This window comes from Shewanella colwelliana ATCC 39565 (genome assembly GCF_000518705.1).
Classification (GTDB): Bacteria; Pseudomonadota; Gammaproteobacteria; order Enterobacterales; family Shewanellaceae; genus Shewanella; species Shewanella colwelliana.
Genome location: NZ_KI912480.1, coordinates 77570 through 92518, shown reverse-complemented (window position 1 = coordinate 92518; position 14949 = coordinate 77570). Strand labels below are relative to the sequence as shown.

14 protein-coding genes are annotated in these 14949 nt (G+C 44.5%); 11 read left to right on the top strand and 3 right to left on the bottom strand.

The window, feature by feature from the left end; all coding sequences use genetic code 11:
- Position 1: 1 nt before the first annotated feature.
- From cheY to L876_RS0118690, 9 genes are all read left to right on the top strand, one after another.
- The gene (gene cheY, locus L876_RS0118730; RefSeq protein WP_081730747.1) at positions 2 to 385 is read left to right on the top strand and encodes a chemotaxis response regulator CheY; all 384 of its coding nucleotides are present in this window, start codon (positions 2 to 4) and stop codon (positions 383 to 385) included.
- Positions 386 to 398: 13 nt separating this feature from the next.
- A complete protein-coding gene (locus tag L876_RS0118725) occupies positions 399 to 1136 on the top strand; it encodes a protein phosphatase CheZ (RefSeq protein ID WP_028765196.1) in 738 nt (245 codons plus the stop codon).
- Positions 1137 to 1151: 15 nt separating this feature from the next.
- Positions 1152 to 3302, top strand: a complete 2151-nt coding sequence (locus tag L876_RS0118720) for a chemotaxis protein CheA (RefSeq protein WP_028765195.1) — start codon at positions 1152 to 1154, stop codon at positions 3300 to 3302.
- A gap of 95 nt (positions 3303 to 3397) precedes the next feature.
- A complete protein-coding gene (locus tag L876_RS0118715; RefSeq protein ID WP_028765194.1) occupies positions 3398 to 4504 on the top strand; it encodes a protein-glutamate methylesterase/protein-glutamine glutaminase in 1107 nt (368 codons plus the stop codon).
- On the top strand, positions 4497 to 5093 hold the full coding sequence (locus L876_RS0118710; RefSeq protein ID WP_051413194.1) for a hypothetical protein: 597 nt from the start codon (positions 4497 to 4499) through the stop codon (positions 5091 to 5093). The genes L876_RS0118715 and L876_RS0118710 overlap by 8 nt, the downstream gene beginning before the upstream one ends.
- Before the next feature lie 45 nt (positions 5094 to 5138).
- Positions 5139 to 5930: a ParA family protein gene (locus L876_RS0118705; RefSeq protein WP_028765192.1), complete on the top strand. Its 792-nt coding sequence runs from the start codon at positions 5139 to 5141 to the stop codon at positions 5928 to 5930.
- Positions 5914 to 6912 (top strand): chemotaxis protein CheW, encoded by a 999-nt coding sequence (locus tag L876_RS0118700; protein WP_028765191.1) that lies wholly within the window; start codon positions 5914 to 5916, stop codon positions 6910 to 6912. Before L876_RS0118705 ends, L876_RS0118700 begins: the two co-directional genes overlap by 17 nt.
- Before the next feature lie 7 nt (positions 6913 to 6919).
- Positions 6920 to 7414 (top strand): chemotaxis protein CheW, encoded by a 495-nt coding sequence (locus L876_RS0118695; RefSeq protein ID WP_028765190.1) that lies wholly within the window; start codon positions 6920 to 6922, stop codon positions 7412 to 7414.
- 129 nt (positions 7415 to 7543) lie between these two features.
- Positions 7544 to 7945, top strand: coding sequence for a DUF2802 domain-containing protein (locus tag L876_RS0118690; protein WP_028765189.1), 402 nt, complete (start codon positions 7544 to 7546; stop codon positions 7943 to 7945).
- A 391-nt stretch (positions 7946 to 8336) separates the two neighbouring features.
- On the opposite strand, the gene L876_RS0118685 is transcribed toward L876_RS0118690, so the two are convergent.
- Both L876_RS0118685 and L876_RS0118680 read right to left on the bottom strand, forming a co-directional pair.
- A complete protein-coding gene (locus L876_RS0118685; protein WP_028765188.1) occupies positions 8337 to 8666 on the bottom strand; it encodes an EscU/YscU/HrcU family type III secretion system export apparatus switch protein in 330 nt (109 codons plus the stop codon).
- 72 nt (positions 8667 to 8738) lie between these two features.
- A complete protein-coding gene (locus tag L876_RS0118680; RefSeq protein ID WP_028765187.1) occupies positions 8739 to 10721 on the bottom strand; it encodes a flagellar hook-length control protein FliK in 1983 nt (660 codons plus the stop codon).
- Between the two features lie 191 nt (positions 10722 to 10912).
- Here L876_RS0118680 and L876_RS0118675 point away from each other — a divergent pair, with 191 nt between their 5' ends.
- Together L876_RS0118675 and L876_RS0118670 are read left to right on the top strand one after the other, a co-directional pair.
- Positions 10913 to 11695: an MlaA family lipoprotein gene (locus tag L876_RS0118675; protein WP_028765186.1), complete on the top strand. Its 783-nt coding sequence runs from the start codon at positions 10913 to 10915 to the stop codon at positions 11693 to 11695.
- A 114-nt stretch (positions 11696 to 11809) separates the two neighbouring features.
- On the top strand, positions 11810 to 12913 hold the full coding sequence (locus L876_RS0118670) for a response regulator (protein WP_028765185.1): 1104 nt from the start codon (positions 11810 to 11812) through the stop codon (positions 12911 to 12913).
- A 115-nt stretch (positions 12914 to 13028) separates the two neighbouring features.
- On the opposite strand, the gene L876_RS0118665 is transcribed toward L876_RS0118670, so the two are convergent.
- Positions 13029 to 14498 carry a peptide MFS transporter gene (locus L876_RS0118665; RefSeq protein ID WP_028765184.1) on the bottom strand — a complete coding sequence of 490 codons (1470 nt, stop codon included), beginning with the start codon at positions 14496 to 14498 and terminating at the stop codon, positions 13029 to 13031.
- Positions 14499 to 14949 lie beyond the last annotated feature (451 nt).

Genomic DNA, 14949 nt, shown 5'->3' with positions numbered 1-14949 from the left:
CTTGGACAAGAATATGAAGATTCTCGTTGTTGACGACTTTTCGACAATGAGGCGTATCATCAAGAACTTGTTAAGAGACTTGGGTTTTAACAATACTCAGGAAGCAGATGACGGGTCAACGGCGTTGCCGATGTTGCAAAAAGGCGATTTTGACTTTGTTGTTACCGATTGGAACATGCCTGGTATGCAGGGGATCGATCTATTGAAAGCGATCCGTGCCGATGACGAACTTAAGCACATACCTGTATTGATGGTAACTGCGGAAGCGAAAAGGGAACAGATCATTGCAGCAGCCCAAGCTGGTGTAAATGGTTATGTGGTTAAACCTTTTACTGCAGCGACATTGAAAGAGAAGTTAGACAAAATTTTCGAACGACTCGGTTAATCAAGGTTAAGCTATGCAGGCAGAAACTTCAGGGCTGATTAGTTTAGCGCAAGCAAAGCAACTCGTAGAGTTGCTTCAAGCTAATGAGCAAGAACAAGCTGACGAGATAGTTAGAGAACTCGCCACCCCTATTCAAAAAGAGCTTTTTGATGAGGTCGGCCGTCTAACACGTCAACTTCATAGCGCTATCGTTGACTTTCAGGTTGATGGTCGCTTAGTCGAGTTGGCTAATAGCGAAATACCAGATGCCAAAGAACGGCTTAACTATGTTATTGATATGACAGAACAAGCTGCAAATAAGACGATGGATGCGGTCGAAGAGTCTCTGCCATTGGCGGATGCGTTAACAGCCAATGTACAAGCCGTCAAACCATCTTGGGACAGGTTAATGAAGCGAGATCTACAGCTTCATGAATTTAAAGCCCTGTGCCACGATGTCCAGCAATTTATCGAGCGAAGCGAGTCTGACTCGAATCGCTTAAAAGAATTACTCAATAATATTTTACTTGCTCAAGACTTCCAAGATTTGACGGGACAAATGATCCGTCGAGTGATTGAGTTAGTCCGTGAAGTTGAAAACAATCTCGTTTCAATGTTGACCGTATTCGGTGAACAGCCCGTATCAGAGAAGCCGCTTGAGCTAGATAAGAGCGTGGAAGCAGAAGGTCCTATTATGAACGCAGAATTGCGTGATGATGTCGTGACGGGACAAGATGAAGTCGATGACTTACTTTCGAGTCTGGGTTTCTAAGTAGGAGTCATATTAATGTCCTTTGATGTTGATGAAGAGATACTGCAGGACTTTTTGATTGAAGCAGGAGAGATCCTAGAGCTTCTATCTGAACAGCTTGTCGCCCTGGAAAATAATCCAGATGACACTGAACTGCTGAATGCTATTTTCAGAGGGTTCCATACCGTTAAAGGTGGCGCTGGATTTCTCAGCTTGACCCCAATGGTTGATGTTTGCCACGAGGCAGAAAATACCTTTGATTTGCTGCGCACGGGTAAACGAAGTGTATCGGCTGAGCTGATGGATATTATTTTGCAAGCCGTTGATGCGATCAACTCGATGTTTGCAGAGACTCAAGCAGGACAGCAACAAAGTCCTGCTGATGCTGAGCTCCTGGCGTGCCTAAAATTACTGAGTTCTGGTGGTTTATTACCATCAGAGGGCGGTGCCACTGCAGAGCCAGAAGCGGTTGTAGAGCCCGTTATCGAAGAACCCCCAGTCATTGAAAGTGTCTCTGAGCCTGTTGTTGAGCAGGCCGTTGGTGATATCGACGAGATCGATGAATCAGAGTTTGAAGCCCTGCTTGACGCATTGCATGGTTCAGGAAAAGGCCCTGCAGTTTCGGATAAAGCACCTAGCCCTGCGGCAAGTGGTAATGATGATGTTACCGATGATGAATTTGAATCACTGCTTGATGAGCTTCATGGTTCAGGGTCATTTAAATCAGAAGGTTCCAAGCCGGCCGTCGAGCCAGAGCCTGCTGCACCGCCAGTGGATTCAGATGAGATAACCGACGATGAGTTCGAGAAGTTACTCGATGAACTTCATGGTTCTGGTGCGCCGAATGTTGTCGCTGATGCCGGTAATAAACCTGCAGCAGTACCACCTAAGGCCGCTGCCCCCGTTGTCGCTCCGAAACCTGCTCTAGCACCAACTCCACAAGCTGCTGCTCCAGTTGTGAAAGAGAAAGCCCCAGTTGCTAAAGCGCCTTCGCAAAATATGCCGCAAGCTGAGACAACTGTTCGTGTAGATACCGCAAGGCTCGATCAGATCATGAATATGGTTGGCGAACTAGTATTGGTGCGTAATCGCTTACTGAGTTTAGGGATATCTCGTGATGATGAAGATATGTCTAAAGCATTAGCCAACTTAGATTTAGTCACAGCCGATCTTCAGGGCGCGGTGATGAAAACTCGCATGCAGCCCATTAAGAAAGTGTTTGGTCGCTTTCCTCGGGTTGTGCGTGATTTGGCGAGAAGCTTAAGTAAAGAGATTGATCTTCGTATGATAGGTGAAGATACAGATCTCGATAAAAACCTGGTTGAAGCACTGGCAGATCCATTGGTCCATTTGGTGCGTAACTCTGTCGATCACGGCATTGAGATGCCAGATGAGCGTGAAGCCAATGGGAAATCAAGAACCGGTACCATTACCCTATCTGCGAGTCAGGAAGGCGATCATATTCTTCTTAAAATTGAAGATGATGGTGCAGGGATGGACCCTGATAAACTTAAGCAAATCGCTATTACTCGCGGTGTACTCGATGAAGATGCTGCGGCCAGAATGTCAGATTCAGAAGCGTATAATCTGATTTTTGCACCGGGGTTCTCAACAAAGGTTGAAATCTCTGATATTTCAGGTCGTGGTGTGGGGATGGATGTCGTCAAGACTCGTATTACTCAGCTAAACGGTACTGTACATATTGACTCCCTTAAAGGTAAAGGGACCGTATTAGAGACTAAAGTCCCTCTAACTTTAGCTATTATGCCGACACTGATGGTTGGAGTGGCTGAGCAGGTCTTTGCATTACCACTATCGAGTGTCAGTGAAATATTCCACTTAGATTTGACCAAAACCAATATCGTTAATGGTCAATTGACAGTGATCGTGCGTGATAAGGCTGTGCCACTCTTCTACCTCGAATATTGGCTGAGTCGTAAAGAGGTCAACTTTAAGCATGGTGATAAGAAACACGGTCATGTGGTGATTGTTCAGCTAGGCACGATGCAAATTGGTTTTGTTGTTGATTCGCTCATTGGACAAGAAGAAGTCGTGATTAAACCGCTCGGTACCTTGCTTCGCGGAACTCCAGGTATGGCAGGAGCGACCATTACCTCCGATGGTGGAATAGCATTGATTCTTGATGTGCCAGGCTTATTAAAACATTACGCGAAAAACAAGAATTAGTAAGGTTATGAGATAGCGGAAACTTAAACTGGCGTGATACCTAGCCGTATCACGCGCTGTTTCTGGACTGATGATCGCTGTCGATAGGAAAATGAATGGCCATTAAAGTATTAGTTGTCGATGATTCGAGTTTTTTTCGCCGCAGAGTCAGTGAAATTGTTACTAAAGATCCAGATTTAGAAGTGGTTGGTACTGCGGTGAATGGTGCTGAAGCGGTTAAGCTAGCAGAGCAGTTGAAGCCGCAAGTCATTACTATGGACATTGAAATGCCTGTGATGGATGGCATTACTGCTGTACGTGAGATTATGGCTAAATGTCCTACGCCAATTTTGATGTTCTCTTCGTTAACTCATGATGGCGCCAAGGCGACTTTAGATGCATTAGAAGCAGGGGCGCTAGATTTCCTACCAAAACGCTTTGAAGATATTGCGACCAACAAAGATGACGCAATTATCTTATTGCAACAGCGCATTAAAGCGTTAGGAAGGCGACGTGTATTCCGGCCTATCCAGCCAAGAACGCCAACACCGACACCAATCACCTCTCGGCCTTCAACATCTCGCGAGACAGCGCCAGCATCACGTCCTCCAGTGCGTGCGACCGCGCCTCAACGAGCCAGTGGTAAAAAATACAAGATATTACTTATTGGTACGTCTACTGGTGGACCTGTCGCTTTGCAGCGAATCTTAACTAAACTTCCAGGTAATTACCCTCATCCAATTTTGTTGATTCAGCATATGCCTGCGGCATTTACGCCAGCCTTTGCTGGTCGACTCAATGGGTTGTGTGCTATCGATGTAAAAGAAGCCCAGAACGGTGATCAACTAAGGCCTGGTTGCGCTTATTTGGCGCCCGGTGGGATGCAGATGATGGTTGAACGCGGTGGTACTCACGGCAGAATAAAAATTGTTGCGGGTAGTGCTGACATGAATTACAAACCTTGTGTCGATATCACATTTGCCTCTGCGTCTAAATTGATGGGCTCGGAGATTTTGGCCGTTGTCTTAACTGGCATGGGGGCTGATGGGCGTGAAGGCGCTCGGATGCTCAAATCAGCGGGTGCCACTATCTGGGCTCAGGATGAGGCGAGTTGTGTTGTTTACGGTATGCCTCAAGCCGTCGCATCTGCGGGATTGTCGACACAATCTATTGCGCTTGAAGATATGGCTGAATCCATTATTAGAGAAACCGCTCGTGGCTAACAAGCAAAAAGGCATGAGTACGCTCATGCTGCTTGTGTTATTTTTGATGTTAGTTAGCACTGTTGTCACGGGATCGCTGTATCTCGATATGCGCCATAAAAACCGCCTGTTACTCTCTGAGATTGAACAGCTTAAGAAAACCCAAGTACTTTTGATGGTGCCAGACGAACAGGCAAAGGCTGTTGCTGAATGGATGGCATCTAACCCTGACGCAACAAAGTCGTTGCTTTCTCAAGCTAAGCCAGGTGAACAAACCTCCGTTGAAATAGGACCAGGCGTTACATCCACAGAGCAATCTAAGTCTGAAGCGCTTAACGTTAGAGATAGCCCATCTTTATTGATTTATCCTGCACCAGATATGCAGTCGAATAAGCCAGTTACAGTGCTAACTGACGACATTGAGTTGATCGATGCGGCTTCTACGACGACAGATAATAATATGTTAGGTAGTAAAACGGATGTAAACCCCGATCAAGTTGACAATTTGACGAGTTCGCAGCCAGTAAAGCTGTCTGAAAACCAAGATGGTGTTAAAGTAATAAGTCTGCCACATGGCGGAATACGGGTAACGACTCGTGAAGATAATTAGAACAGTAAGAGCTAGCACTTTGGTGAGTTAATTAAGGGGTTATTTTTGAAAGTCTGGACCATAGCAAATCAAAAAGGTGGTGTGGGTAAAACAACCACTGTTGCCAGCCTTGCAGGGGCTTTGGCAAAGCGTGGTCAGCGCGTACTCATGATTGATACCGATCCTCATGCCTCTTTAGGTTATTATCTTGGCGTCGACTCGGAAGAGGTTCCTGCATCGCTTTACGACCTGTTTCTTAAACATAAACAATTATCTAAAGACTTAGTCATCTCTCACATTGTGCCAACTAAAGTTGACGGAATTGAGTTATTGCCCGCAACGATGGCGTTGGCAACGTTAGACCGCTCGTTAGGTCATCAAGGTGGTATGGGGCTTATTCTTAAGAAGTTATTGACCTTAGTTGAAGACAACTATGATGTGGCATTGATCGACTGTCCGCCAGTACTCGGGGTGTTAATGGTGAATGCTCTGGCGGCGAGCCAGCATATTATCATCCCTGTGCAGACTGAATTTTTGGCCATTAAGGGCCTAGATAGAATGATAAAAACGATGACCTTAATGGGGCGTTCAAAGAGCACTACCTATAGTTACACTATTATTCCGACCATGTATGACCGGCGCACCAAAGCCTCTCCTTTAGCGTTAAATCAATTGGGAGAAGAGTACGGTGATACATTGTGGCCAGATGTTATTCCGGTGGATACTAAGTTTAGAGATGCAAGCCTTGCACACTTGCCAGCATCGCATTATGCGGGTAACACCCGAGGTGTCAAAGCATACGACAGGTTGCTAGATTATCTACTCTCTAAGGAGTTTGCGCATGTCAAACTCAGTTGATGAAGCAGTATTTGATTATTTCGCTCTGCTGCTTACAGAAGAGGATGTCGCAGACGAGGCGGCTAAGAATATTAAGCCTATTATACCTCATGCTGCGCAGACTACTTTAGCTGCAACACCAGTTAAAGGTGACAAGGTGCTAGGTCAACAGCAGGTCAAATTGGCCGAGCAGCTTCAACGGGCGCCTGTCCCTGCAGCCAGTAAACCTAGTGTTGCAACAAAATCAGCATCATCGTTAGACAAGCGAGCGTTGGAGCAATTATTGTCGGCCGTTTCCGCGCCCCCAACAGCACAGATCGACAAGCCTATTGAGGCGGTACAGACTAAGACTAAGGTTGCTGATGAAGCAATCGTGATTTCGAAAATAAAACAAACAGTTGTTGAGCCGCAAATAGAAGAAAAGATTGAAACTTCAGCTACTATTAAAGTTGAAGCGAAAGCGGTCGATGAACAAGTTACTGAGCAGCAACTTGAAACCCAAACGGGTATTACGCCACCGGGTATCACTGAAAGTTTAGTTGAGCAGTTAGATGAAGAGTTTCAGGTACTTTTTTTCAAAGTGGCAGGGCTCACATTGGCCGTCCCACTGGTTAGTTTAGGTGGCATCGTAAAAATTGAACGTGTAAATCATATTATGGGACGCCCAGAATGGTATCTTGGTGTGCAAACTTATCGCGAGTCTCAGCTAAATGTCGTTAATAGTTGTGCGTGGGTTATGCCGGAAAAATATGATGATACACTGGCGCAATCCGTTGATTACCAATATATTGTACTATTAGAAGATAGTAATTGGGGGCTAGCGTGCGAATCACTGGTTAACTCGGTTAAGATTTTGAAGTCCGAGGTTAATTGGCGTACAAAAGCCGGAAAACGGCCTTGGTTAGCGGGCGTGGTTAAAGAGCAGATGTGCGGCATATTACATGTGCAAGCATTGATTGAATTGTTGAATCTAGGATTAGGTAGTCAGGACTCTATTGGCTGAGGTTTATATGGCAGATGCAAAAAACGTAGCGGCAGTAGCTGCTGGTAAAGATGATGAAGTGTTGCAGTGGGTAACCTTCCGTTTAGATAATGAAACCTACGGTATCAACGTAATGCAGGTGCAAGAGGTATTACGTTATACCGAAATTGCACCGGTGCCTGGGGCGCCACATTATGTGCTTGGTATTATTAACCTACGTGGTAACGTTGTGACGGTGATTGACACCCGTTCTCGTTTTGGTTTGATGTCATCAGACGTTGATGATTCAACGCGTATTGTGATTATTGAAGCCGAAAAACAAGTAATTGGTATTCTTGTCGATAGCGTTGCTGAAGTGGTTTATCTACGTGGTTCTGAGATAGATAATGCACCGAATGTAGGCACTGAAGAGAGCGCTAAGTTTATCCAAGGTGTGAGTAATCGTGATAATGAGCTGCTTATTTTGGTTGATTTAGATAAGCTTTTGTCTGATGAAGAGTGGATGGATCTCGCGCAATTATAAATGGTGAATACTGTTAGCCATCGAGGGTATTAGCTTCGGTGGCGTTTTATTGCGTGGTCTTTACGGTGATGAGCATAATGCGAGTCGTTATGGTCACCAGGCTGGAAACTGGAGTGGTAACTTTTCATGATTGGCGATGAATTATTGATCGCGGCTTTGCTCTATGTCATAGCCTGTTTGGGGCTGGTGCTTTATCAGCAGAAACAAACCCGAAAACTGCAAGCAAAAATAGAAGCATTAACACTACTGGTAAAAGAGAGTGACCGTCAAAGAGAGGCGGTAAAGCGTGAGCTGCAAGAGCTACGCACAGGAACTATTGGTGTTGGGCGTCGCATGTTAGAACTTGAAAAGCGAGTTGCTAAACAAGATGCACGTATCGATGAAACTAATCAACAAGATCCCCAAGCCCGACTTTATTCTCGTGCCATGAAAATGGTTGCGTTGGGGGCCGGTGTCGAAGAATTAGTTAAAGAGTGTGAGTTGCCCAAGGCGGAAGCCGAATTACTGCTTAGATTACATAGCAAAGCGTAATATTTTAATACCAATTAATATAAAGATGTCAGCACTCAGCGAGAATTTAGCGCTTATCAGGCAAGGCCCTTAATTGCTCCTATCCATATAGTCGTGCATTAAGGGCATTCACAACATCCTTGTTGATTGCAACGAGTGAAGAGCCTAGTTGAACTAGGGTCAAGCTTATTAACGCGGCATCGAAAGCGCTAAGACTAGCCTGTTAGGCGTGTTTTTGACTTCCTACTTCTGCGTTGAACGGCCTCATAAGGGAGCAAGCATGCCGTCGTCCATTCGCCTTGAATTAGTTGTCAAAGTACACGGTGAGTCGATCACTTTCTTATACTGATTGCTATAAAGGCCTAGTATTAATATGCTGGGCTTCTTTCACTGAGTCATACTTATCTAGCGTCTATACCTGCTCCGCTATTTTTTGATGCATATTGTCCCATCTCTCGGGAAATTTTCCATCTAGCACATAAGCAAAGGCGATCAGCTCTGCAATAAGCTGATAAAGTTCTTTAGGGATCTCTTCGCCAATCTCTAGCATTTGCAAAAATTGACTCAGGTTGGCATCGCGATGAATATGAATGCCAGCCTCTTTGGCCAACGCTATAATCTCTTGGGCAACTAAATCCTCACCTTTCGCGGTCAGTGTTGGCGCACCATCACCTGTGTAACTAAGTGCAGCGGCTTGAGTCGATGTTTCGTTTGGCCGATTTTTGTCTGTATCTGGTTGCATACTGCCCTCAACTTATCAATATGATGTCTGCTATGCGCACAAGTGCTAATACCGACGTAGCTTGAATGATAATCAAACCTTTAGCTTCACTAAATAGTGCTCGCCTGGTAATAAACTTGCGGGCAAGACACTTTTTTGTGTGGTTATCGGTTTTGGTTCAAAGCCTATTTGAGTCAGCTTTTGTGTTAGTGCGTCCGACTTATTAGTTATAGCTTTAAGCAACTGTTCACTGTCAGAAGTAAAACCGAGTGACACTTGCTGCTGTTTAACTTCTGCTTTAATCAATACCGCCCCAAGAGTTAGATGAAACTTGAGTTGTAAGCGCCAGCAATCTTTCTTTTGATGGTCTTGGCTGTCTTGTTCAAAATGCCCCTCAAACTCCTCTTGGCGTTCATCAATCATATAGGGCAGGGTGAAATACCACTGAGTATTTGTTGTACTGTCTGTTGAAGCTTGTTGGTATAAATTAAGACCTGAAACCAATTTACCAAGGGATTCAGTCGCCCCCGCTTTATCGAGCATATTGAGTAAAGTTGAACGTATGCCAAGTTGCTGCTGTATCTGTTTTAACTGAGCACTTAACGCCTGACTGCTAGGAGTAGATTGTTGTCTGCCGAGCAGTAATTGAAATAACAGCGCGATGGTACCGCCGTGACTAGCATTTAATGCGTTCATCTGGCTGGGGGCCGATATACCTCTGAAGCTATCTATAAGCTCGGTTTTTAACATGTTAGTAGCAGCTAAGTCGGTGAGCGGTCTTGGAAAGGCCAGCGGAAACGCTATTTTTAATAAAGACAGTAGTGATTGTTGACTTGTGGTTTGCTCCGTTTGTAGCGCTTTAGGCCCTATATGGTTGAGTAGGTGCTTGAGTCCTCTGTGCAGAGGTTTAGTGGTTGGCGCCCCTTGGCTCTGCTCTGTATTGACCGTCAAACCGTTCGTTGATTTAGCAACAGGGTTAGCGTTGCTTTGCGTATGCTTAAGATTTGCCGTAGGTGATATGACTAAGTTGTCAGCACTGCCCCCAAGTGCTTCAGCTCCCTTGAACGTTTGCGCCATAGCGTTGACCGTTTGTTGGGGTAAAGGACTCTGGCTCGTCAATGGCTGAGTCAATTGGCCGGTTATCTGGCTGATCAACTTGAAAAGAGGAGTGTTCACTAACGCTGGCTGCTGCAATGCAAAGCTTGTGGTCGATAGAAGTGAAATACTGGCTACGGAAGGCCCGTTTCCCGCCTTAACTGGGCCTGGTAAAACGTCCACTGGCAAGGTGCCTCTTTGAGTCAACCCAATGGTATTAGATGACAATGAAGCTACTTCAGCTTTGTTGAGTGGCTGTGCAAGCGCGCTGAGTTGACTCTTGCTCAGTGACTGCTTGGCTAATTCGCGGTTTAGGCTAATGTAAGTACTCGCTAATGACGCCTTATTGATTAAGGCCGACATAGAAGAAGGCTTTGACTGTGTTGAGTTGTACGTATCTGTCCCTAATGCTGGCGATAAAGTGACGTTCGCTTGAGCAAGCAACGGTGATAGGGTAAGAGCAAGTGTGTTATTTTGCAGGGTTATTGTCGCTAAGTAACGCCCATTGCTGATTGCATCACCTGGCACAGTAAAGTGCAATGACTGACCAATTGTGGCTTTATTGCCTATGATGCTGGCTTCTCCAAGCTGATACCCTTGTGGACGCATTGCAAGCTGTTGTAATTGACTCTGGTCGATTTGATTTCCTTTTATATAGGCTAAAATAGAGCGAGGGAGCTCGATAGTGGTAGCCGTGCCGAAGGTTTTCAATAACGCGCTTATGCTTTGCTCAAGGCTCGCCTGCTGTTGAATAAGGGTTGTGGCCATGGGTTGTTCGCTAGCGAGTTTGATAAGGCTTCTATCTGTTGCTAGTAAATAACGGATATCTAGTGCTTGCTGGTTGAGAACGAGTGTGTCTTTATTAGTCGAAAATTGAATATTAGTCGGAATTAATTTTTCAATCGGCAGATTAGATGACGCAGTTGAATTTTGCCCAGTTGCGATTGCCGTTAAGGCTGGATTGATGCTCGACTGGCTCACAAATTAGCTCCCAATTTAGGTAATTAACACAACAGTATTTACAAAATTCAATTTGACCTATTCATTTTGCTGAGTATCCTTAGCCGTCTGAAACGGAAAATCAAACTGAGTAGTCTAGTATTACTACTATATCGTCACTTTTAGCCATTAGCTTTAACCGATAGGTAATACTAATTAGGAATCAAAGTTATATGAAGTGTAAATGGATTACGTTGAGTCTGCTGGTGTTTGTTGCATCGATTAAGGTGCAAGCGGCTGAGCAAAATGAGCAAGGTGCAATGGATAGCGCCGAAACGGTAGTTATTACCTATAATGATCCCCGTGACCCTATCGAGGGCTTTAACCGGGCGATGTGGGATTTTAACTATCAGTTTATGGACAGATATCTATATCGTCCTGTTGCGCATACCTATAATGATTACTTACCGCGGCCAGTTAAAACCGGTGTGAACAATTTTGTGCACAATTTTGAAGAGCCTAGTTCAATGGTCAACAATGCTTTGCAAGGCAAGTGGATGTGGGCGGTTAATGCGGGAGGGCGTTTCACCATCAATACCACATTGGGCCTTCTTGGTGTGGTTGACGTTGCGGACATGATGGGAATGCCGCGTAAGCAAGATGAGTTCAACGAAGTACTGGGTTATTATGGTGTGCCAAATGGCCCCTATTTTATGGCGCCATTTCTTGGCCCCTATGTTACGCGAGAATTAGCGTCAGACTGGGTTGATGGACTATATTTCCCATTATCCGAACTCACCATGTGGCAATCATTGGTTAAATGGGGTCTTAAAAACCTGCATAAACGCTCATCGGCAATCGATCAGGAGCGATTGGTCGACAATGCACTAGATCCTTATACATTTGTCAAAGAAGCTTACTTGCAACATATTGATTATAAAGTATATGATGGTGATGTCCCCAATACGACTGACGACGACGAATTGCTCGATGAATATATGAAAGAGCTTGATTAACTTCAAATGACCTAGCGATATAGATTAGGAAACCGACGCTGTCGCAGTGTCGGTGAGGGAGAGGGAATTGCTAACTCAGGTTGTTGACGTAAACTTAAGCCATAAGGATGTTACATGGCATTAAAAGACCTCAGTATTTTGTTAGTAGAAGACGACCCCGTTTTTCGTAGTATCGTTGCGGCTTTTTTATCTAACCGTGGCGCCCAGGTTGTCGAAGCCGATGATGGTCAGCAAGGTTTAGAGCGTTTTAGCCAGAGTGATTTTGACGTTGTGTTAGCAGATTTAAGTATGCCTATCTTAGGTGGACTCGACATGCTAAAGCAGATGATTAAACGTAAACCTAATACGGTAGCGATAGTTATCTCTGGAAACCAAGTGATGGCGGATGTGGTAGAGGCCTTGCGAGTAGGCGCCGTCGACTATCTCGTCAAACCCGTCAGTGATCTGTGCATCATCGAAAATGCAATTCTACAAAACCTTAGTGGCTCACTAGAACAAGATGTGAAAATTGACCATCTTGAAGAGCTTTCCTATCAAGAGCTTGAAGAGCACCTAAGCTTGTTAGAGCAAAATGCTCAGGCGGCAAAAAGTGTTCAACAGCAGTTATTCCCACCATCTGAAATCGACTATCCCAAAGCAAAAATTGATTACAGCTTATTCAAGTCAGATGAAGTGAGTGCCTATTTTATTGATAGCGCCAACGTTGGTGATCAATACTTAATCATGTATATGGCGCACTTTCATCCGCAAGATAATCGTGCAGCATTTGCCAGCGTGCTATTAAAAAGCTTCGTCAATCAAAAGTTAAAGCTATTCCGTAATGGCAGTACTCAAACGGTAATCGAACCGTTTAATATGCTCAGCTACCTTAATGAGCGGATGAACAAGTCCGGCTTGGATATCTACGTCGATATTATCTATTCGGTGGTAGAGCTAAGTCATTATCGTGCCTCAATTGCACAAGCTGGTAAGGGATTACGATGTTACATCCGCAACGATGAAGGCTTAATGCCATTAGCGCTGCCAGATTCGCTTCAGTTGGGGATTTTAGAGTGGGGGCAACCTTCTACGCAGTTTAGAAACTTAATGCCAGGAGAGAGCTTGTGTATTGTTTCTAGCATCGCTGAGCATAAACAGATGCTGCTAGATGATCAATTTCTAGGACTAACCTACCACACGACCACCGCACCTGGCGGCTATGTTCAGATGAGTTTCTAGTCGCAAGGCTAGAGATGCGCGCTAACGATACTCTCTTGCATAAACAAAAAACGCCTCGCGAGTAATAGCGAGGCGTTTTTCATTTTAGGATTGCTTAAGAGTCAAAACCTAGAACTTATCTTTTGATTGCTTCATGCTCAGCAGTAACAGCGATCTCTTCTTCTAGTGCTTGCTCTTCAGTGTGGTGGCCATCTTCTGCGCCATGCATCCAATCGACTAATTTATCAGAGATAAAGTAGAGCAGAATACCTGACAGCGCAGCAGTGATAGCGATACCAGCAAAGATAGACATAGCATTAGCAAGTTGCTCTTCTTTCGCGCCGCCGTGTCCAATGAATGAACCAACGATACCACCAATCTTGTTAGCAGCCGCAACAAACAGGAACCATGCACCCATCATTAATGATGCAATACGCAGTGGAGCCAACTTAGTTACCATTGAAAGACCGATAGGCGATAGACATAGTTCACCCATAGTATGGAAGAAGTATGCACCGACTAACCACCACATGCTTGATTTAGCGCTAGCATCGCCACCCATTTCAAGTACGGCACCAATCATAAATAGGAAACCGATACCTAGTAGCACAAGACCTAAAGCAAACTTAACTGGTGAGTTAGGTTCGTTTTTGCCTAAGCGTATCCAAATAGAAGCAACGACTGGCGCAAAAATCACAATGAACATCGCGTTCAATGACTGGAACCAAGTTGTTGGTACTTCCCACGAACCGATTGAACGGTCAGTAAAGTCGTTAGTGAATAGGTTCATCAAGCCACCGGCTTGTTCAAAACCAGCCCAGAAGATGATGGTGAAAAGACCCATTATCATGATCACTTTAATGCGATCACGCTCAACTTTTGTCAGTGGTTCTTTACGAACTTCACCAGCGGCTTCAGCTTTCTCTTTTTCAAGTTGAGCAGCAGGGGTACGACCGATATCACCAAGCAACTTTTGTGCAAAAACAAACTGGATGATTAACGATAACACCATACCAATACCGGCACAGATAAAGCCTGCTTGGAAGTTGCCATCGAAATAAGCGACTACCGACCCAACAATGATACCCGAGAGGAATGCACCGACGTTGATACCCATATAGAAGATGGTGAATGCACCATCGCGGCGGTGGTCGCCTTCTTCATAAAGATCACCAACCATGGTAGAGATATTTGGCTTGAATAGACCATTACCAAGAATAAGCACACCGAGACCGATATAAAACACTTCGGTTTCCATTCCTTGTACCCACGCATGTGGTGTACCAAGAATGAATTGACCCGCTGCCATCAAGGCACCACCAATGATAATGGCTTTACGTTGTCCTAAATAGGTATCGGCTAACCAACCACCGATAAGAGGAGTTAAATAAACTAAACCAGTAAATGTACCATAAAGAGAAAGGGCATCAGCTTGGGTCCAACCCATGCCATGGCCGCCGTCTGTTTGAACTCTATCAACCAAATACAGCACCAAAATGGCGCGCATTGCATAGTAACTGAAACGTTCCCATAACTCTGTTGTAAACAGCAGGAAAAGTCCCTTAGGATGCCCGAGCATCGTACCTTGAGGTTTTGCTACGCTCATGTAAGTCTTCCACCTTCAGCTTGTGATTGCCTACATAACAAAAAATATGTAGAAAAATTGTTGTTGCGAATATTATCAATATCTTATCAAGAATTAGGTAATCATTAATAACTGATTGATCTTGTTTGAAGATCCAGTCTTTTAGGTTGCCTAACTGTTGTAGATTTTTGTTATATTTTAATATTTAGGGTGTAATTTTGTTTGAAACCCATCTTATATACCCTTTTAAACAGTCAAAAGTCAATTTGATTGGGCTAAGTGGTGAGGAATTGAGCACTGGTAGACGTGACATTCACCGCAGATTATCTGGCATTTAGCTAGCTTTGTCGCAATAAATAGTGCAGTGGTCATATCATATAAAAAAGTGCAAATAGGTGTTTTCATTTCGTTAGAGTATTTGCTATGATTTCGGCCGTGATTAGGATGTCACTTGTATTATCTCGTTATCATT

Excerpts from the sequence above, each read along its gene's own strand:
- L876_RS0118715 (WP_028765194.1), top strand. The coding sequence starts at position 3,398 with ATGGCCATTAAAGTATTAGTTGTCGATGATTCGAGTTTTTTTCGCCGC.
- L876_RS0118665 (WP_028765184.1), bottom strand. The coding sequence starts at position 14,498 with ATGAGCGTAGCAAAACCTCAAGGTACGATGCTCGGGCATCCTAAGGGA.
- L876_RS0118700 (WP_028765191.1), top strand. The coding sequence starts at position 5,914 with ATGTCAAACTCAGTTGATGAAGCAGTATTTGATTATTTCGCTCTGCTG.
- L876_RS0118695 (WP_028765190.1), top strand. The coding sequence starts at position 6,920 with ATGGCAGATGCAAAAAACGTAGCGGCAGTAGCTGCTGGTAAAGATGAT.
- L876_RS0118725 (WP_028765196.1), top strand. The coding sequence starts at position 399 with ATGCAGGCAGAAACTTCAGGGCTGATTAGTTTAGCGCAAGCAAAGCAA.
- L876_RS0118675 (WP_028765186.1), top strand. The coding sequence starts at position 10,913 with ATGAAGTGTAAATGGATTACGTTGAGTCTGCTGGTGTTTGTTGCATCG.
- L876_RS0118670 (WP_028765185.1), top strand. The coding sequence starts at position 11,810 with ATGGCATTAAAAGACCTCAGTATTTTGTTAGTAGAAGACGACCCCGTT.
- L876_RS0118685 (WP_028765188.1), bottom strand. The coding sequence starts at position 8,666 with ATGCAACCAGATACAGACAAAAATCGGCCAAACGAAACATCGACTCAA.
- L876_RS0118720 (WP_028765195.1), top strand. The coding sequence starts at position 1,152 with ATGTCCTTTGATGTTGATGAAGAGATACTGCAGGACTTTTTGATTGAA.